General features: G+C 72.8%; 19 protein-coding genes. 7 read left to right on the top strand and 12 right to left on the bottom strand.

Annotation, left to right across the window (positions count from 1 at the left end):
- Positions 1-44 precede the first annotated feature (44 nt).
- From ACH45E_RS03195 to ACH45E_RS03175, 5 genes are all read right to left on the bottom strand, one after another.
- Complete coding sequence (locus ACH45E_RS03195; protein WP_361435739.1) at positions 45-281, bottom strand: DUF6213 family protein; 237 nt, start codon at positions 279-281, stop codon at positions 45-47.
- A 25-nt stretch (positions 282-306) separates the two neighbouring features.
- Positions 307-1,692 carry an NADP-dependent succinic semialdehyde dehydrogenase gene (locus ACH45E_RS03190; RefSeq protein WP_361435741.1) on the bottom strand — a complete coding sequence of 462 codons (1,386 nt, stop codon included), beginning with the start codon at positions 1,690-1,692 and terminating at the stop codon, positions 307-309.
- A gap of 102 nt (positions 1,693-1,794) precedes the next feature.
- Positions 1,795-2,274 carry an NUDIX domain-containing protein gene (locus tag ACH45E_RS03185; RefSeq protein WP_361435743.1) on the bottom strand — a complete coding sequence of 160 codons (480 nt, stop codon included), beginning with the start codon at positions 2,272-2,274 and terminating at the stop codon, positions 1,795-1,797.
- Complete coding sequence (locus ACH45E_RS03180; protein ID WP_361435746.1) at positions 2,271-3,809, bottom strand: ATP-dependent DNA ligase; 1,539 nt, start codon at positions 3,807-3,809, stop codon at positions 2,271-2,273. Before ACH45E_RS03180 ends, ACH45E_RS03185 begins: the two co-directional genes overlap by 4 nt.
- A 30-nt stretch (positions 3,810-3,839) precedes the next feature.
- Complete coding sequence (locus ACH45E_RS03175; protein ID WP_361435748.1) at positions 3,840-4,808, bottom strand: NAD(P)/FAD-dependent oxidoreductase; 969 nt, start codon at positions 4,806-4,808, stop codon at positions 3,840-3,842.
- 65 nt (positions 4,809-4,873) lie between these two features.
- Here ACH45E_RS03175 and ACH45E_RS03170 point away from each other — a divergent pair, with 65 nt between their 5' ends.
- The 6 genes from ACH45E_RS03170 (at position 4,874) to ACH45E_RS03145 (ending at position 10,146) form a co-directional block, all read left to right on the top strand.
- On the top strand, positions 4,874-5,446 hold the full coding sequence (locus tag ACH45E_RS03170) for an XRE family transcriptional regulator (protein ID WP_361435750.1): 573 nt from the start codon (positions 4,874-4,876) through the stop codon (positions 5,444-5,446).
- Positions 5,447-5,532: 86 nt separating this feature from the next.
- Positions 5,533-6,510 carry an NADPH:quinone oxidoreductase family protein gene (locus tag ACH45E_RS03165; protein ID WP_361435752.1) on the top strand — a complete coding sequence of 326 codons (978 nt, stop codon included), beginning with the start codon at positions 5,533-5,535 and terminating at the stop codon, positions 6,508-6,510.
- Positions 6,507-7,724 carry an acyl-CoA dehydrogenase family protein gene (locus ACH45E_RS03160; protein WP_361435753.1) on the top strand — a complete coding sequence of 406 codons (1,218 nt, stop codon included), beginning with the start codon at positions 6,507-6,509 and terminating at the stop codon, positions 7,722-7,724. Before ACH45E_RS03165 ends, ACH45E_RS03160 begins: the two co-directional genes overlap by 4 nt.
- A complete protein-coding gene (locus ACH45E_RS03155) occupies positions 7,721-8,812 on the top strand; it encodes an acyl-CoA dehydrogenase family protein (RefSeq protein WP_361435755.1) in 1,092 nt (363 codons plus the stop codon). The genes ACH45E_RS03160 and ACH45E_RS03155 overlap by 4 nt, the downstream gene beginning before the upstream one ends.
- Before the next feature lie 172 nt (positions 8,813-8,984).
- Complete coding sequence (locus tag ACH45E_RS03150) at positions 8,985-9,848, top strand: phosphatidylinositol-specific phospholipase C/glycerophosphodiester phosphodiesterase family protein (protein ID WP_361435757.1); 864 nt, start codon at positions 8,985-8,987, stop codon at positions 9,846-9,848.
- A gap of 103 nt (positions 9,849-9,951) precedes the next feature.
- The gene (locus tag ACH45E_RS03145; protein ID WP_361435758.1) at positions 9,952-10,146 is read left to right on the top strand and encodes a hypothetical protein; all 195 of its coding nucleotides are present in this window, start codon (positions 9,952-9,954) and stop codon (positions 10,144-10,146) included.
- 12 nt (positions 10,147-10,158) lie between these two features.
- On the opposite strand, the gene ACH45E_RS03140 is transcribed toward ACH45E_RS03145, so the two are convergent.
- The 3 genes from ACH45E_RS03140 to ACH45E_RS03130 form a co-directional block, all read right to left on the bottom strand.
- Positions 10,159-11,400 (bottom strand): phosphodiester glycosidase family protein, encoded by a 1,242-nt coding sequence (locus ACH45E_RS03140; RefSeq protein WP_361435759.1) that lies wholly within the window; start codon positions 11,398-11,400, stop codon positions 10,159-10,161.
- A 75-nt stretch (positions 11,401-11,475) separates the two neighbouring features.
- A complete protein-coding gene (locus tag ACH45E_RS03135; protein ID WP_361435760.1) occupies positions 11,476-11,841 on the bottom strand; it encodes a DUF779 domain-containing protein in 366 nt (121 codons plus the stop codon).
- A gap of 44 nt (positions 11,842-11,885) precedes the next feature.
- Entirely contained in the window at positions 11,886-12,338 is a 453-nt protein-coding gene (locus ACH45E_RS03130; RefSeq protein ID WP_361436822.1) for a PaaI family thioesterase, read from the bottom strand.
- 89 nt (positions 12,339-12,427) lie between these two features.
- Between ACH45E_RS03130 and ACH45E_RS03125 the strand changes: the two genes are divergently transcribed.
- Entirely contained in the window at positions 12,428-12,865 is a 438-nt protein-coding gene (locus tag ACH45E_RS03125; protein ID WP_361435762.1) for a MarR family winged helix-turn-helix transcriptional regulator, read from the top strand.
- A gap of 15 nt (positions 12,866-12,880) precedes the next feature.
- Here the strand turns inward: ACH45E_RS03125 and ACH45E_RS03120 are convergent, their stop codons facing one another.
- From ACH45E_RS03120 to ACH45E_RS03105, 4 genes are all read right to left on the bottom strand, one after another.
- Complete coding sequence (locus ACH45E_RS03120) at positions 12,881-13,993, bottom strand: DUF2235 domain-containing protein (RefSeq protein ID WP_361435764.1); 1,113 nt, start codon at positions 13,991-13,993, stop codon at positions 12,881-12,883.
- A 13-nt stretch (positions 13,994-14,006) separates the two neighbouring features.
- Positions 14,007-14,831, bottom strand: coding sequence for a DUF6424 family protein (locus ACH45E_RS03115; RefSeq protein ID WP_361435766.1), 825 nt, complete (start codon positions 14,829-14,831; stop codon positions 14,007-14,009).
- A gap of 91 nt (positions 14,832-14,922) precedes the next feature.
- Positions 14,923-16,239 carry an NB-ARC domain-containing protein gene (locus tag ACH45E_RS03110; protein ID WP_361435768.1) on the bottom strand — a complete coding sequence of 439 codons (1,317 nt, stop codon included), beginning with the start codon at positions 16,237-16,239 and terminating at the stop codon, positions 14,923-14,925.
- Positions 16,240-16,363: 124 nt separating this feature from the next.
- Entirely contained in the window at positions 16,364-17,137 is a 774-nt protein-coding gene (locus ACH45E_RS03105; protein WP_361435770.1) for a GntR family transcriptional regulator, read from the bottom strand.
- Positions 17,138-17,177: the final 40 nt, after the last annotated feature.

Here is a 17,177-nt window from a genome sequence, read left to right as displayed (position 1 = left end):
CGACGATCTCGCGCCGGACTACTCCAGACCGGTGACACCGTTCCCTACGGCGCACCCCCGCTGCTGTGGGCGATACACGCGACATCGATCCGATCGGCCAGCTTCGCCAGCTCGATGGTCAGCGCGGCCACCGTGTCCTCGTCGAGGCCGTCCTCCCCGGCCTCCACGAGACGCAGCCACCGCCCACCGACCGTCCGCAACAGCTTGCTCACTTCGGTGGCGGCCACCTGCAAGGTCCCGCGGTCGTCGACGATCAGAGGCAGAGTCACTTCGCGGTTCACAGACGGGATGGTAGTCGTGCAACCGTCACGCACCCTGCCAAACAGTCGTGATGTTGCAGAACTCCCGGATTCCGTGCCCGGACAGCTCACGTCCGTACCCCGACCTCTTCACACCGCCGAACGGAAACGCCGGGTGGGACGCCGTCATGCCGTTGACGAACACACCGCCGGCCTCCAGGTCCCGGGCGAACCGGTCCACCTCGGCCTCGTCACGCGTCCACACGTTCGAACTCAACCCGAACGACGAGTCGTTGGCGATGAGCACCGCCTCGTCCAGGTCACCCGCCCGGTACAGGGTCGCCACCGGTCCGAACGCCTCCTCGCGGTGGATCCGCAGCTCGCGGGTGATACCGGCGAGGACGGTCGGCGCGTAGTACCAGCCGGGCCCCTCCGGCCTTTCGCCGCCGCACAGCACCTCGGCTCCGCCGCGCCGCGCGTCGTCGACCAGTTCCTCCAGATCGGCCCGCCCCTGCTCGCTGGCGAGCGGCCCGATCTCCGTGTCCTCCTCCAGCGGGTCGCCGACCTTGAGGGCCTTCATGCCCGCGACGAACCGCTCGGCGAAGCGGTCGTAGACGTCGGTGTGCACGATGAACCGCTTCGCGGCGATGCACGACTGCCCGTTGTTCTGCACCCGCGCGGTCACCGCGACCTCGGCGGCGCGGTCGATGTCGGCGGACGGCATCACGACGAACGGGTCGCTGCCGCCCAGCTCCAGCACCGTCTTCTTGATCATCTCCCCGGCGGTGGAGGCGACCGCCCGGCCCGCGGGCTCACTGCCGGTGAGTGTGGCCGCCTTCACCCGGTCGTCGCGCAGGATGTCGTCGACCGCGCCCGAGCCGATCAGCAGGGTCTGGAAGCAGCCCTCCGTGAAGCCTGCCCGGTGGAACAGGTCCTCCAGGTAGAGCGCGGTCTGCGGGACGTTGGAGGCGTGCTTGAGCAGGCCCACGTTGCCCGCCATCAGGGCCGGGGCGGCGAAGCGGATCACCTGCCACAGCGGGAAGTTCCACGGCATCACGGCGAGCACCGGGCCGAGCGGCCGGTAGCGCACCCGGACCCGGGAGGCACCGGAGTCCTTCACATCGGACTGAGCGGGCTCGTCGTCCGCCAGCAGCTCCTCGGCGTGCTCGGCGTACCAGCGCATCGCCTTGGCGCACTTCGCGGCCTCCGCGCGGGCCTGCTTGACCGGCTTGCCCATCTCCGTGGTCATGACACGGCCGATCTCCGCCTGGTCCTCGTCGAGGAGGTCCGCGGCCCGGGTCAGCAGCCGGGCCCGGTCCGCGAAGGACGTCGTCCGGTAGGTGCGGAACGTGGCCTCGGCGAGCTGGAGCCGGCGCTCCAGTTCTTCCTCGCCCATGGCCTCGTACGTCTTGAGCGTCTCACCGTTCGCCGGGTTCACCGTCGCGATGGGCATGGCTGACCTCCCTCGGAGCAGGGCTTGATACGACCTTCCCGCGCGGCGGTCGGCGCCGCAACGCGGAGCGGACGTGTCCGTCCGGGCGAGCCGCGGGGTGGCTCACCTGTGCTCCGAGTGCTCCGCCAGCCGGTCCAGAAACGCGGCCTGCGCCGCGACGATCACCACACGGGCCCCGTCCAGGCCGAACCACGCCACGCGGTCCAGCTCGGGGAACTCCTGGCGGCGGCCCGACCTCGGCGGCCACTCCATGGTGAAGGTGCCGGGCACGACGGCCTCCGGGTCGAGGTCGGCCTCGACCGCCCAGGCCGTGACGATCTTCCCGCCGGTCTGCCGGACCTCGCCCAGCGCCACGGCCTCCCCGTCGGGCGGAGGCAGGCCCAGCTCCTCCTGGAACTCCCGGCGGGCCGCGTCCCAGGCGGGCTCCTCGGGCTCGTACTCACCCTTGGGGACGGTCCAGGCGCCGGCGTCCTTCTTGCTGAAGTAGGGGCCGCCCATATGCCCGAGCAACACCTCGAGGCCGCCGTCCGTGTGCCGGAACAACAGCAGTCCGGCGCTGCGCCTGGGCGCGCTCGGGCTCACGGCCTCACCTCCGGGTGCGCGGCCAGCAGCGTCTCGACGGTGTCCGCCTCCTCGGGGCGCTTGTCGTCACGGTAGCGGACGACCCGGGCGAAACGGAGGGTGACGCCGGCCGGGTAGCGGGAGGAGCGCTGGAGGCCGTCGTAGGCGATCTCCACGACGAGTTCGGGGCGTACGGTCACCCCCCAGCCGTGCTCCCGGACCGTCAGTCCGGCGAGCCGCTCGGTCTGCCAGCTGAGCATCGCGTCGGTCATGCCCTTGAAGGTCTTGCCGAGCATGGCGAAGCCGCCGTCCCCGGTGCGGGCGCCGAGATGCAGGTTGGACAGCTTGCCGGTGCGCCGGCCGTGGCCCCACTCGGCGGCCAGGACCACCAGGTCGAGCGTGTGCACGGGCTTGACCTTCAGCCAGGACGCGCCGCGCCGGCCCGCGCTGTAGGGAGCGTCCAGGCCCTTGACCACAACTCCCTCATGGCCGCGGGCGAGGGTGTCGGCTAGGAATCGTTCCGCCTCGGTGACGTCCTGCGGCCCGGACACCAGCGTCCTGCGCACCCGCATCGGCTCGGGCACCAGCCGGGCCAGCTCCCCGTGCCGCTCGGCGAACGGCAGGTCGAGCAGCTCGCGGTCGCCGACCGCGAGCGCGTCGAAGAAGACGGGGGAGACGGGCACCTCCCCGGCGGCCTTCGCCACGTCCACCCGCGAGCCGACCCGGCCTGCCGTCTCCTGGAAGGACCGGGGGCGCCCGGACGCGTCGAAGGAGATCACCTCGCCGTCCAGGATGAACCGCTCACCCGCCAGTCCCAGCGCCGCCGAGGTCACTTCGGGCAGCCGGTCGGTGATGTCGTCGAGGGTGCGGGTGACCACCCGGATCGCGGCCCCGTCCCGGTGGACCTGCACGCGGATGCCGTCCAGCTTCTCCTCCACCGCGCAGGCGCCGAGCTTGGCGACCGCCTCGGCGACCGACGAGGCGCTGTGCGCCAGCATCGGCAGCACCGGCCGGCCGACGGTCAGCCGGAAGCGGTCCAGCGCCCCGGGCCCCTCGGCGAGCAGCGCCTCGGCGACCGTCTGCAGGGAACCGGCGAGCATCACCGCCCGCCGTACGGCCGCCGCGTCCGCGCCGGTCGCCCCGGCCAGCCCCTCCACGGCGACCGCGTCCAGGGCGCCCTGCCGTACCTCGCCGGTGATCAGCCCGAGCAGGAAGCGCTGCTCGTCCTCGGTGGCCGCGCCCATCAGCTCACCGACCAGCCGCGTCCGCTCCGCCTGTGAGCCGGGCCCGGAGACCTTGCCGAGCTCGGTGAGCCGGGCGTCGACCGCGGCCACGGTGAGGGACGGCTCGGCGGCGGGCGGGACGCTGCGGGAGAGCACCTTCCAGCCGACCCCGAGCCGCCCCTGCGGCAGCCGACCCGCCAGATACGGGATGACGATCGGCACGTCGTCCGCCTCCGCCTCCCTGAACAGCTCGGCGAGCAGGGCGGTCTTCCGGGACCGCGCCGAGGTGGCGGCGACCTCGCGGGACACGTGGGCGAGCCGGGACAGCAGCATGCGGCCATGGTGCTACGGGAGCGCCGGGCCCTACACCCCCACGGCCGCGTCGAGGTCGGCGAACAGCAGCTCGCCGTTGATCGCCGCGCCCGCCCGGTAACCCCGGCTCGCCGCGTTGACCACCTGCTCCGCGAACCCGCTCGCGTTGCCCGCCGCCCACAGCCCGGGCACGGTCGTCAGACCGCGTTCGTCGATCACCGGGTAGCTGCCGAAGGGCGTCTCGGTCAGCTCCGCGCCCAGAGCGGCCGGCAGACCGGTGCGCGGCACGGCACGGGGCGCGACGAAGAGCACCTCGCGCTCGTGCACCGACCCGTCCGCGAGCCGGACGCCGGTGAGCCGGTCGTCGTCGGTGAGCACGTCGGTCACCTCGCCGCGCACCGTGCGGACTCCGGCCGCCGCCAGTCTGCGCAGGTCGTCGCCGGTGAGCAGCTCCTCGGCGACCTCGTGCAGGAACAAGGTGACGTCCTTGGACCACTGGCTCACCATCAGCGCCTGGTGGACGCTCATCGGCGTGCCGGCGAGGACGCCGAACGCCCGGTCGCGCACCTCCCAGCCGTGGCAGTACGGGCAGTGCAGCACGTCCCGGCCGAAGCGCTCGGCGAGGCCCGCGACCGGCGGCAGCTCGTCCTTCAGGCCCGTGGCGACGACCAGGTGCCGGGCGCGGACGGTCCGCCCGCTCTCCAGCAGCACGGTGAAGCCCGTCCCCTCGGTGGCGTCCCGGGTGGCGTCCACCGCCCGGTCCCGGACCAGCTCCACGCCGTACCGCGCGATCTCCTCGCGGCCGACGGCCAGGAACTCGGCGGGCGCCATGCCGTCGCGCGACAGATAGCCGTGCATGTGCGCGGCGGGGGCGTTGCGCGGCTCGCCCGCGTCCACGACCAGGGTCCGGCGCCGGGCCCGGCCGAGGACCAGGGCGGCGGACAGTCCGGCAGCGCCGCCTCCGACGATGACGACGTCGTAGGCGTTGTCCTGGTAGCTGTTGTCGCTGTTCTCGGTCATGGTGGGACGGTCACACCCGACCTGCCGCATTGACAAACGTTGTTGCCGGTTCTGCAATAACGGCCATGACGACCGATGACGTACTGGCCGAGGTGGGTCCGAGGCTCCGGCGCATCCGCAAGGAGCGGGAGGTGACCCTGGCCGCGCTCTCCGAGTCGACCGGGATCTCCGTCAGCACCCTCTCCCGGCTGGAGTCCGGTCTGCGCAAGCCCAGCCTCGAACTGCTGCTGCCGATCGCGCAGGCCCATCAGGTGCCGCTGGACGAACTGGTCGGCGCGCCGCCGGTCGGGGATCCGCGGGTGCGGTCCGAGCCGATCGTGCGGCACGGGCGTACCCACTGGCCGCTGACCAGGCAGCCCGGCGGCCTGCAGGCGTACAAGGTGCTGGAACCGCGGCGGACGCCGGCCCCGGACCCGCGCACCCACGAGGGCTACGAGTGGCTGTACGTGCTGTCCGGACGGCTGCGCCTGGTGCTGGGCGAGCACGACGTGGTGCTCGCGGCCGGGGAGGCCGCCGAGTTCGACACCCGGGTGCCGCACTGGTTCGGGTCGACGGGGGAGGGGCCGGTGGAGTTCCTCAGCCTGTTCGGGCCGCAGGGGGAACGGATGCACATACGGGCGCGGCCCCGGAAGGCGTGACGCACGCTACTGTTCCCCGATCGACAAGCGACCGCTTAGTATGCAGATGACCCCGTCAGACGAAGCAGTCGTGTGGAGGCACCCGCATGCAGGCATGGCAAGTGCACGAGAACGGCGAGCCGAGCGAGGTGATGCGGCTGGCCGACGTGGAGCGGCCCACGCCCGGCGACGGCCAGGTCCTGCTGAAGGTGCGTGCCGCCAACATCAACTTCCCGGACGTGCTGATGGCCCGGGGCCAGTACCAGGTCCGCCCGCCGCTGCCCTTCACACCGGGCGTGGAGATCTGCGGCGAGACCGAGGACGGACGGCGTGTGATCGCCAACCCGGCGCTGCCGCACGGCGGATTCGCCGAGTACGCCGTCGCGGACGCCGCCGCTCTGCTGCCCGCGCCGGACTCGCTGGACGACGCCGAGGCCGCCGCCCTGCACATCGGCTACCAGACGGGCTGGTTCGGCCTGCACCGCCGGGCCGGGCTCGAAGCCGGTGAGACGCTGCTCGTCCACGCTGCCGCGGGAGGGGTCGGCAGCGCGGCCGTGCAGCTCGGCAAGGCGGCCGGCGCCACCGTGATCGGCGTGGTCGGCGGCGCCGACAAGGCCGCCGTCGCCCGCGAGCTGGGCTGTGACGTCGTGATCGACCGGCGTGCCGAGGACGTCGTCGCGGCGGTCAAGGAGGCCACCGGCGGCCGGGGCGCCGACGTGATCTACGACCCGGTCGGCGGTGAGGCGTACACGCAGTCCGCCAAGGTCGTCGCCTTCGAGGGCCGTATCGTGGTCGTGGGCTTCGCCAGCGGCAGCATCCCCAGCCCGGGCCTGAACCACGCCCTGGTGAAGAACTACTCGATCCTCGGTCTGCACTGGGGCCTGTACAACACCAAGAACCCCAAGCTGGTCCAGCACTGCCACGAGCAGCTCACCGAGCTGGCCGCCCGGGGTGCGATCAAGCCGCTGGTCAGCGAGCGGGTGCCGCTGGCCGACGCGGCGGCGGCCGTGCAGCGGGTCGGCGACGGGGTCACCATCGGCCGGGTAGCCGTCGTGCCGTCCCTGGAGAACGGAGCCGCAGCATGACCGACGCAGCCGAACTCAAGCGCCGCACCACGGAGTTGCTGGCCGCGTATCCGCCCGCCGGCACCGACCGGCTGGACTTCCTCCGAGCCCGGTTCGACGCGGGACTCGCCTGGGTGCACTACCCGGAGGGCCTCGGCGGACTGGGCGCGCCCCGCTCCCTCCAGGGCGTGGTGGACGCCGGACTGGAGGCCGCCGACGCCCCCGACAACGACTCGCGCCGCAACGGGATCGGGCTCGGCATGGCCGCGCCGACGATCCTGAAGTACGGCACCGAGGAGCAGAAGCAGCGGTTCCTGCGCCCGCTGTGGACGGGCGAGGAGGTCTGGTGCCAGCTGTTCAGCGAGCCGGGCGCCGGGTCCGACCTGGCCGCACTCGGCACGCGGGCGGTGCGTGAGGATGGGGGCACCTCCCGCTCGAGCGAAGCCGAGAGTGGGGGAGACTGGGTGGTCAACGGGCAGAAGGTGTGGACGTCGGGCGCGCACAACGCCCGCTGGGCCATCCTCATCGCCCGCACCGACGCGGACGTGCCCAAGCACGCCGGCATCACCTACTTCCTCTGCGACATGACCGACCCCGGCGTCGAGGTCCGCCCGCTGCGGCAGATCACCGGCGAGGCCGAGTTCAACGAGGTCTTCCTCACCGACGTCCGCATCCCCGACGCCCACCGCCTCGGCGAGATCGGCGACGGCTGGCGGGTCGCGCAGACCACGCTGAACAACGAACGCGTCGCCATCGGCGGCATGCGGCTGCCCCGCGAGGGCGGCATGATCGGCCCGGTGTCGAAGACCTGGCGCGAGCGCCCCGAGCTGCGCACCCACGACCTGCACCAGCGGCTGCTGAAGCTGTGGGTCGAGGCCGAGGTCTCCCGCCTCACCGCCGAACGCCTGCGCCAGCAGCTCGTCGCCGGGCAGCCCGGCCCCGAGGGCGCCGGCATGAAGCTCGCCTTCGCCCGCCTCAACCAGGAGATCAGCGGCCTGGAAGTGGAACTCCGCGGCGAAGAAGGCCTGCTGTACGACGACTGGACCATGCGCCGCCCCGAGCTGGTCGACTTCACCGGCCGCGACGCCGGCTACCGCTACCTCCGTTCCAAGGGCAACAGCATCGAGGGCGGGACCACCGAGGTCCTGCTGAACATCGTCGCCGAGCGCGTCCTGGGCCTGCCCGCCGAGCCGCGCACCGACAAGGACGTCGCGTGGAAGGACCTCGCCCGATGACAACACAGCCCGACCTGCTGTACTCGGAGGAGGAAGAGGCGCTGCGGGCCGCCGTACGGGACCTGCTCGCCGACCACTGCGACGCGCCCGGTGTCATCGCGCGCACCGAGTCCGACGCCCCGCACGACCTCAAGGCATGGAAGGCACTGACCGACGGCATGGGCCTCGCGGGCCTGCTGGTGCCCGAGGCGCAGGGCGGTCAGGGCGCCACGCACCGCGAAGCCGCCGTGGTCCTGGAGGAGCTGGGGCGTGCCGTCGCTCCGGTGCCGTTCCTCACCAGCGCCGTCGTCGCCACCGAGGCCCTGCTCGCCTGCGACGTCGCCGACGACCTGCTCGCCGAGCTGGCGTCGGGGCGCATGACCGCAGCCCTCGCCGTCGCGCTGAACGTCGCTCCGGGCGGCGCCTTCAAGGCCGTACGCTACGAGGACGGCATTCTGGACGGGGAGCTGACGGGTATCGCGGACGCGGCCGCCGCCGACGTGCTGCTGGTGCCGGCCGAGGACGGCGGACTGTACGCCTTCGACATCGCCGCCGACGGCGTGACCGTCACCCCGCAGATCTCCTTCGACCTCACCCGGCCGCTCGCGACCGTCACCCTCGACGGGGCGGCCGCCCGCCGGATCGGTGACGCCGAACCCGCCGTACGCCGGGCCCTGCGCGCCGGGGCCGGGCTCCTCGCCTCCGAGCAACTCGGCCTCGCCGAGTGGACGCTGACGGAAACGGTGCGCTACCTCAAGGAGCGCAAGCAGTTCAACCGGCCCGTCGGCGGCTTCCAGGCGCTCAAGCACCGGCTCGCCCAGCTGTGGCTGGAGGTCGTCAACCTCCGCGCCGCCGCCCGCAACGCGGCCGACGCGCTGGCGACCGGCGCGGACATCGACGTGGCGGTCGCCGTGGCCCAGGCGTACGCGGCGCCGGTCGCCGTGCACGCCGCCGAGGAGGCGCTCCAGCTGCACGCCGGTATCGGCATGACCTGGGAGCACCCCGTCCACCTGTACCTGAAGCGGGCCAAGGCCGACTCGATCGCCTACGGCACGGCGGGCGCCCACCGTGCCGCGGTGGCCGAACTGGTCGACCTGCGAGCCCCCTGACGTACACGAGGGAAAGCCCGCCCCACCTGGGGCGGGCTTTTTCGTGTGCCCGGCGCGCAGGCGGTGAACACACAGCGGCAGTCCGGCCAACTCCTGTCAGGTGCAGGTCCTTTGGGAACCCGAGGACTCCATACTCTCTGAGGTCCCACAGGCCCTCACAGGGAGGCACGGCATGGCCCTCACCACCCGTCGCAGAGCCCTCACCACCCTCGGCGCCGCCCTCGCGGGTTCGCTCGCCCTGCCCGGCGCGCAGGCGTCGGCGGCGCAGGGGAAGCACGGCCCGCGCCCGCTGTGGCGTGCCCACGCGCACAACGACTACGAGCACACCCGCCCCCTCTTCGACGCCCTCGACCACCGCTTCGGCAGTGTCGAGGCGGACATCTTCCTCGTCGGCGACCAACTGCTCGTCGCCCACGACGCCACCGAGCTCGACCCGTCCCGCACCCTGGAGTCCCTCTACCTCGACCCGCTCGCCGCCCGGGTCAAGGCCGACCACGGCTGCGTCTACCGCGGTTGGCGCAGGCCGCTGCAACTCCTCATCGACATCAAGACCGAGGGCTCCTCGACGTACCTCGAACTCGACCGCCACCTCCTGCGCTACAAGCACCTGTTCACCACCTACGCCCACGGACGCGTCCACGCCGGGCCCGTCACCGCGGTGATCTCCGGCGACCGCGCCGCCCGCACCCCCATGGAGGCACAGACCGTCCGCCGGACCTTCTACGACGGCCGGCTCACCGACCTCGGCAGTGCGGCGCCCGCCTCCTTCATCCCGCTGATCAGCGACAACTGGACGCTCAACTTCAGCTGGCTGGGCGACGGCCCGTTCCCCGACGCCGAGCGGCAGAAGCTGCGGAGCATCGTCGCGGACGCGCACGCCCAGGGGCAGCGGGTCCGGTTCTGGGCCACCCCCGACACGGCCGGTCCGGCGCGGGACGCGCTGTGGACGCAGCTGCTCGCCGCCGGCGTCGACTACTTCAACACCGACGACCTCGCGGGGCTGGAGACGTTCCTGGACAGCCACCCGAACTCGTAAACATCACACGAACGGCGGACATGTCAGCTCACGGGACGAACCCTCCGCTACGCCACACTTACGGGCGAAAGCCGCGATGTGGTTGTGGCGGAGGAGGTTCGCGATGGCCGTTTCCATCTCTGTGGTGCTGCTGTTCCTGATCATGGCAGTGATCTTCATCCGCAACGGCGCACTGAAGATCTCCCATGCCCTGGTCTGTGCCATGCTCGGCTTCTACCTGGCCAGTTCGAGCATGGCCCCCACCATTCACAGCGGCCTGGCCGCGACCGCCGAACTGGTCGGCAGCCTGCGGCCGTGAGCCGCCCGCGCGTCACGGAGCCGAGAACACCCCGATGCCGTTGGGCACGGGGCGCTCGGCGCCACCGCTCGGGTGGTTGCGTACCGACACCGTGGTGGCGCCGGGCTCGCGCGCGACCAGCTCGGTCGAGCCGCCGCCGTCCAGGCTGAAGGCGTCTACCGAGCCCAACGCCCGCATCTCGTCGGCCACTTCGGCGATCGTCAGACCGCTGCGGTAGTCCGGCGCACCGTCGAGCGCCAGGAGCAGCAGCCGCCGCCCGCCGCCCGCGATGCCCACGGCCGTCCGCACCGCCGAGGCGACGCGGTCAAGGCCGGGCAGCGGCTGCCCGCCCCGCAGCACCGGATAGCCGCCCAGCGCGAAGCGGTAGCGGACCCCGGAGGAGGACGCCACCAGCCGGTGCCACACGCTCACCCGCTCGCCGGTGGACAGCTTCCGCAGCCGCTGCGCGCCCGCCTCCCGGCCGACCAGTACCGTGGTGCCCGCGGCGATGGGGCCGCTGCCGGGCTTGTCGGAGGCGGACACCACCCGTCCGTGACGGACCGTCACCTCATAGGTGTCCGTGCTGCACGGGGCCGCCCGGTCGGTGTCCGTGCCGCAGGTGGCGCGGACCCGGGAGGCGCTGCCCCACCACGAGGTGAACGCGCCGACGGAGTCCACCGGCAGCGCGTACTGGTTGAGCCCGCCGAGCCGCAGCCGGCCCCCGGGCGTGCGCACGGAGCCTTCGAGGCGGAGCCGGCCGAGACGGGCCCGCCGGTCGGTGCCCACTCCGAGGACGTCCTCGGTGGTCGTGCCGGGCGGCAGCGCGGGGCCGAACCGCTGTCCGTCCGGCACCGCCGCCTTGAGCACCCGGCCGTGCGCGATCGCCGGTCCCACCGTGGCGCCGGTCGCCTCGACGCCCGGATGCTGGGTCTCGGTGATGTTGAAGAAGTCGCCGTTGACGCCCGCGACGGCGCCCGCCGTGTCGGCCAGCTGGGAGACCGGGGCGCGGGCGGCCACCGCGCCCGGGTGGAGCAGGTCCAGGGTTACGTGCTTGTCGCGCAGGTCCACGGTCAGCAGGTGGGCGTGGGTCATGCCCTTGGCCGCGGGAAGGTCGAACTGCTCGTAGGTGACGCCCGGCGCGATCTCGGTGCCGGTGTCCCACACGGCGGCGGCCGGTGCCGCGCCCGTCAGGGCGGCACCGGCCAGCACCCCGAACGCCGTGAGAACCGTGCCGACCGCTCTGCCCGCCGCATACCGTTTCCGACGACGCGTCACTGTCCCCCCTGATGTCTCGTCAAATGTCCCAGGACTCGGGGGAAGTGCACCAGACCGCGGTGTCCGGCGGGGCCGCTACGGGTCGACTACGCGAGAACGGGTGAGAAAACGCACCCCCTCGGGTGCCTCCAGGGAGAAACCGCTGCCCCGTCCGGGCACCACGTCCACGATGAGCCGGGTGTGGCTCCACACCTCGTGCTGGCTCCGCGACATCCAGAAGGTCACCGGCTCCTCGACGCCCTCGACCGTCAGTTCGGCCAGCAGTACGTCGGAGTCGCCGGTGCGGAACTCGCCGTCCGGGTAGCACATGGGCGCGCTGCCGTCGCAGCAGCCGCCGGACTGGTGGAACATCAGCGGCCCGTGCTCGGCGCGCAGCCGGCGCAGCAGGTCGGCGGCCCGCGGGGTGAGTTCGACGCGCGGCGCTGTCTTTTCCTGGTCCATGGTCACCGTCCCGGAGCCTGGGAGAGCTGGCTGACGCCCCAGTCTCACGGCTCGTCGGGCAGGCGTCCAGGGTCGGCCCGCGCGTGATCGGCCGCCGAGATGGTCCCCTGGGCCACGGCGCACAGGGTCTCCGGGCCCTCCGCGTCGACCGTGAAGACGTCGCACCGGCAGACCGCGAGGGTGCGACCGGCCCGGACCACCTCGGCCCGGGCCCGCAGGAGCGTTCCGCGGGCCGGGCGGAGGTAGTCGATGGTGTAGCCGGCGGTGATCAGCCGGGGACCGAGGACGGAGCCCGCGGCGAAGGTCAGGGTGTTGTCCGCCGCGTACCCGAGGACTCCGCCGTGCACGAAGCCGTACTGCTGGAGCAGTTCGGCGCGGATGTCCAGTTCGAGCTCTGCCGAGCCTTCGCCGAACGCCGTCAGGCGGGTGCCCAGCAGCACGCTGAAGGGCTGCCCGGCCAGGGCCTTCCGGGCGCTTTCCAGTTCCAGGGTCTCCACGGTCGCCACGGTCTCCCTCGCGGTGCGGTTCTCACTTCACTAGTGAAGTCAGGCTGGCGCGGGACCGGTCCGTCTGTCAAGATCGGCCCATGTCCGAGCCGTCCGACCAGCGCCTTTTCTTCCTGTTGCAGCGTGCCGCGCACCAGTTGCGCACCACCGCCGACCGGCGCTGCCTGGCCGCCGCGGGGGTCACCACGGCCCAGCTCGGCGCGCTGTACGCGGTGCGCGACACGCCGGGGGTGACGCAGGGGGAGCTCGCCCGGACGCTCGGCCTCGGGGAGCCCGCCGTCACGGCGCTGGTCCGGCGGCTCACCGCGGCCGGGCTGGTGGCCAGGAACCCGCACCCGCGTGAACACCGGGCGGTCGCCCTGGAGCTGACCGACGCCGGGGAGGCCGCCCTGACCGCCGCGCAGCCCGAGGTCGACCGGTTCAACGCCGAACTGCGCGGCCTGCTGGGGGACGACGGGTTCAGCCGGACCGCCGCCGCGCTGCACCGGCTCGCGGACTGGGAGGCCACGGGCCCGTGAGCGCTCGCGTCCGGGTCAGCCGCCTGGCGGCGGGACCGGCTTCGTCCAGTCCGGGTCGGCCCACCGGGCCCCGTCCGCCGGGCCGGGCAGGTCCGGGCGGTATCCGGGTTCCCGTTCCCGCCGCAGCCGGACGCTGGCGTGCAGCACCGCGTCCGCGGGCACGGGACGGGTGCGCCGGCCCGCGAGGGTCCACAGCGGGCCGTTGGTGTGCACGGCGGCGGTGGCGAAGTCCTCGGTCAGGGCGCAGGTCCTGGTGTAGGCGCCGGGGCGGAACAGCAGATCACGCGTGATGCCGTCGGTGATCCACTTCAGCGCGATGGTGGAGAGCAGCGGCTCGCCCTCCTCGTGCACGAACGTGCCGCCGACGTCGGAGTGCACCCCGGCGAACCAGACCTCCTCGACGGTGCGGGGCCGGGGCGTCACCAGGTACTCCCGGAAGGGCCGGCGCTTCTCGTCGAGGGACACCGCGTGCCGGACGCGGGCGGCGTTGGGCAGCAGGCGGGTGTACGGCCAGAGCAGGTCGCCCAGGCGCAGCAGGCCGGCCGCCTTCACGGTGTCCCAGACGCCGAGGCAGGCGACCGGAAGCGCGTGGTGCGAGACCTGCCGTGGATCGTTCCGCTCGGCCTCCGCCCACAGCGGCTCGAACTCGGTCCGCCGGCAGAACGCGTGCGAGAACCGCGCGACCTTCCGCTCGCTCTCGCCGATGTCCTGGTTGAAGGCGTACTTCGCCACGGCGTAGGGCACCAGGTTCTCCGCGCCGGGGCGCATCAGCCCGGGCTTGTTGAGCATGCCCACCAGGGCCCGGGCGGTGTAGGCGCCGCGGCTGAAGCCGAAGACGTACACCAGGTCGCCCGGCTGCCAGTGCCGCATCAGATAGGTGTACGCCTCGGCGAGGTTGGCCCGCAGCCCGGTGCCGAACGCCAGACCGCAACCGCGGGACAGCGCCCGCCCCGCCGGCCCGTGCGCGGTGGCCGACGACATGGTCCCGACCCCGGGGTCGTAGTAGAGCAACTGCCGTCCAGGATCGTCGGCTTCGAGCATCTCCAGCAGCCGGACCACGTTGGTGGGATGGCTCGCGCCCACCTGGTTTCCGGTGCCGTCGAGGCAGACGACGATCCTGCGCGGCATCACGGAGCCCCGGTCAGCGGGCGGGCGGGCCGGACGCGGTGTGCCGCCCGGGAGCGATCTGCCGCGCGAACGCCTCCAGCGCGACCGGGCTCTCCGGGGGCAGGACCGCCATCTTGCCCTGCTCCTCCGCCTCGGCCAGGGCGTGCGCCGCCTCGCTGCCCTCGGGCACGAAGGCCAGCCGCACATGCCCGTCGCCGGAGCCGCGCCGGTCCACCGGGGCCACGGCACCGTGGGTTCCGTCGGGCAGGGTGACCCAGAGCTGGAAGTCGTCGTACCGGATGTAGTCCGCGCCCTTCACCGGCCACGGGTAGTGGTGTTCACCGGGCGGCACGGTGGGCAGGATCGCCTGGTGGTTGGCGTGGCTCAGCGGCACGCACGAGTTGAACAGGGAGTCGGTCCACGCCTCGACACCCTTGGCGTCCTTCACCGGGGTGCGCAGCAATGCCTCGGCGTCGTCGTACCCCAGTTCCGCCAGCGCGGGCAGGGTCAGCGGGAAGGCGTCGACGAGTTCGGCGGCCTCCTGCCGGAGGCGGTCCACCTTCGCGGGGTCGGCGCAGAACTGCATGCTCCACTCGATCCCGACCCGGGCGCGGTACATCCGCCAGCCCCGGGCTCCCTTCACCCACAGGCTGCCCCCGTGGTGCATCTCCCAGTGCTCGGTACCCACCGGACGCGGCCCGTACGGCAGTTCCTCGTCCGCCGCCGCGGCGAGGATCTTGTGCGCCGTCCGTTTCGCGGCCTTGAAGAATTCGGAGTCGAAACGCGGGGGGTGGTCGACGAGACGTATCTTCCACGGATGGTTCTCGGACTCGACGCCGCCCGGCCGTACGTCGGCCATGGCTGACCTCCTCGGCAGAGTGCCCCTGCCTCCATCGTGCGCCGCTCACCGGCTCGTCGCGACTCGGCCGGCAGAGCGCGCGGGAAGGCCCTCATGCGCCGGTGCCGAGCGGCCGGCGTTCCGCGGCACAGTGCGCCACGTAGAGCCGTACCGCATCGTGCAACCGGTAGCGGATCCCGCCGTCCCGCCCGGCCTCGGCGACGTGGATCATCTGGCGGTGGAGCAGGTCCTCGAGGAGGTCGACGGCGAGGTCCGGGGACGGTGTCACCCGGGTCAGCATGTCGTCCACGCCGAAGTCGCCCCGCACGGGCTGCAGTCGGCGCAGCGACTCCTTGAGCGGGGGTGGCAGCGACCGGTGGTAGGCCGTCACGCTCGCCCGCAGGGACAGGTCCCCGACGCGCAGGAACGGGACGCGGGCCCGCTCGTCCGCGAGACGGTCCGCGAGGTCGCGCAGGGACCGGTGCGGTCGGGCGGTGAGCCACAGACCGGCGATGTGCAGGGCCAGCGGCAGCCCGGCGCAGGAGCGCAGGATGCTTATGGCGGCGGACCGTTCCGCCCGGGTGCGCGCGGCCCCGACCAGGTCTTCCAGGACCCGGTGGGCGTCCGGTTGCGCCAGGGCACCCACCTGATGACGTAACTGCCCTGGTAGCGCTGGCAGTTCGCGCCGCGCGGCCACCAGGACGGCGCTGCGCACCTCGTCCACGAGCAACGGGCGGACCTGCGCCTCGCTGTCGACGTTGTCGAGGACGACGAGGACGCGGCGCCTGCTCAGCGCGTCGCGCAGCCGGGCGGCGGCCTCCTCCGCGCTGTCCGCGGTCGACGCGGCGCCGAGGGAGCGCAGGACGCGGCGGACGACCGCGTCCGAGGTGAAGGGGAGACAGGAGGCGGGATGCAGGTCCACGAAGACCTGCCCGTCGGGGAAACGGGCGCGCACGCCGTGGGCGGCCCGCAGGATCAGTGAGGTCTTGCCCGAGCCGGGCGGTCCGACGACGACGGCGGGCCCGCCGGCCTCGCGGCGTTCCTCCCCGCGGAGGTGACCCGTCAGGGAGGCGATGAACAGTTCCCTTCCGGCGAGCCGGTGACGGGGTGCCGCGGGGAGTTCCGCGGGCACCGGACCGGCGGGACCGGCGGGACCGGCAGGACCGGCGGGACCCGCAAGACCGGCCGGACCGACCGGACCGAAGGGGCGCGGCGGCCTCAGCAGCCGTCCGGGCGGCAGACCGAGGGCCCGGGCGAGAAGGAGCAGGGACTGCTTGCGGGGGCGGGCGGTGTGGCCGGTTTCGAGGTTGCGGATCGCCCGCACACTCAGTCCCGAGCGCTCCGCCAGTCCCTCCTGCGTGAGGCCCAGCGCCTCGCGCGCGTCGACCAGAGCTGCCGCGAGCGTCTCCGGGTTCGGCGTTTCGGTCACGACAAGCCCATCTTGTTGTGCGGTCCCGGCCGGGAGGTGCGTCAACCGTGTCCCGCTGTGCGGCCGCGGCCGGGAAATGCGTCAACCATGTCCTGCTGTTGTGAGGTTCCGGTCAGGGCTGCCGTCAGCCGTGTCCTCGCTCCGCGGGACGCATCAGCGCGGCGACGAACTTGTACCGGGAGCCGCGGTACACCGAGCGGACCCACTCCACCGGGGTGCCGTCGGCGTCCCGCGAGTGCCGGGAGAGCAGCAGCATCGGCAGTCCCACGTCGGTGGCCAGGAGCCCGGCCTCGCGCGGTGTCGCCAGGGAGGTCTCGATGGTCTCCTCGGCCTCCGCGAGACGCACTCCGTACACCTCGGCGAGCGCCGTGTACAGCGAGCCGCAGGTGTTCAGCGACTGTCTGAGCCCGGGGAAGCGGCGCGCGGACAGGTGCGTGGTCTCGATCGCCATGGGCTCGCCGCTGGCCAGTCGCAGCCGTTCGATGCGCAGCACCTTGTCGCCGACGCCGATCCCGAGCAGGTCCGCGAGCTTCGCGTCCGCGGCGACGTGGCCGATGTCCAGCATCTGCGAGGCGGGGTCGAGACCCTGGGCCTTCATGTCCTCGGTGTGCGAGGTGAGCCTGAGCGTGCGGTACAGCTTCGGTCTCGCGACGAACGTGCCCTTGCCCTGGATGCGGTCCAGCCGTCCCTCGCCGACGAGTTCCTGCAACGCCTGCCGGACGGTGGTGCGCGAGGTGTCGAACCGTACCGCGAGCAGCCGCTCGGCCGGCATGGCCGAGCCGGGCCTCAGGGCCTCGGTGATCTCGAGGATCTGCTGCTTGATGCGGTAGTACTTCGGCACGCGCGCGCCGCGACCGGGCGTCCCCCCGCGGTGGGCGCTGCTGACGTCGATGGTCATGACCTGCCTTCCCGGCTCACTCGGCGGTCTCCCGTTATAG

It is taken from the genome of Streptomyces sp. NPDC020299, from assembly GCF_044387825.1.
In the GTDB taxonomy this organism is placed as follows: Bacteria; Actinomycetota; Actinomycetes; order Streptomycetales; family Streptomycetaceae; genus Streptomyces.
Note: the sequence above shows the minus strand (reverse complement) of the source record. Positions and strands in the feature narration are given on the sequence as shown.

Coding starts and splice junctions, on each gene's coding strand:
- ACH45E_RS03145 (WP_361435758.1), top strand. CDS start 9,952: ATGGCCGTTTCCATCTCTGTGGTGCTGCTGTTCCTGATCATGGCAGTG.
- ACH45E_RS03120 (WP_361435764.1), bottom strand. CDS start 13,993: ATGCCGCGCAGGATCGTCGTCTGCCTCGACGGCACCGGAAACCAGGTG.
- ACH45E_RS03135 (WP_361435760.1), bottom strand. CDS start 11,841: ATGGACCAGGAAAAGACAGCGCCGCGCGTCGAACTCACCCCGCGGGCC.
- ACH45E_RS03155 (WP_361435755.1), top strand. CDS start 7,721: ATGACAACACAGCCCGACCTGCTGTACTCGGAGGAGGAAGAGGCGCTG.
- ACH45E_RS03125 (WP_361435762.1), top strand. CDS start 12,428: ATGTCCGAGCCGTCCGACCAGCGCCTTTTCTTCCTGTTGCAGCGTGCC.
- ACH45E_RS03165 (WP_361435752.1), top strand. CDS start 5,533: ATGCAGGCATGGCAAGTGCACGAGAACGGCGAGCCGAGCGAGGTGATG.
- ACH45E_RS03175 (WP_361435748.1), bottom strand. CDS start 4,808: ATGACCGAGAACAGCGACAACAGCTACCAGGACAACGCCTACGACGTC.
- ACH45E_RS03190 (WP_361435741.1), bottom strand. CDS start 1,692: ATGCCCATCGCGACGGTGAACCCGGCGAACGGTGAGACGCTCAAGACG.
- ACH45E_RS03115 (WP_361435766.1), bottom strand. CDS start 14,831: ATGGCCGACGTACGGCCGGGCGGCGTCGAGTCCGAGAACCATCCGTGG.
- ACH45E_RS03180 (WP_361435746.1), bottom strand. CDS start 3,809: ATGCTGCTGTCCCGGCTCGCCCACGTGTCCCGCGAGGTCGCCGCCACC.
- ACH45E_RS03105 (WP_361435770.1), bottom strand. CDS start 17,137: ATGACCATCGACGTCAGCAGCGCCCACCGCGGGGGGACGCCCGGTCGC.
- ACH45E_RS03150 (WP_361435757.1), top strand. CDS start 8,985: ATGGCCCTCACCACCCGTCGCAGAGCCCTCACCACCCTCGGCGCCGCC.
- ACH45E_RS03170 (WP_361435750.1), top strand. CDS start 4,874: ATGACGACCGATGACGTACTGGCCGAGGTGGGTCCGAGGCTCCGGCGC.
- ACH45E_RS03160 (WP_361435753.1), top strand. CDS start 6,507: ATGACCGACGCAGCCGAACTCAAGCGCCGCACCACGGAGTTGCTGGCC.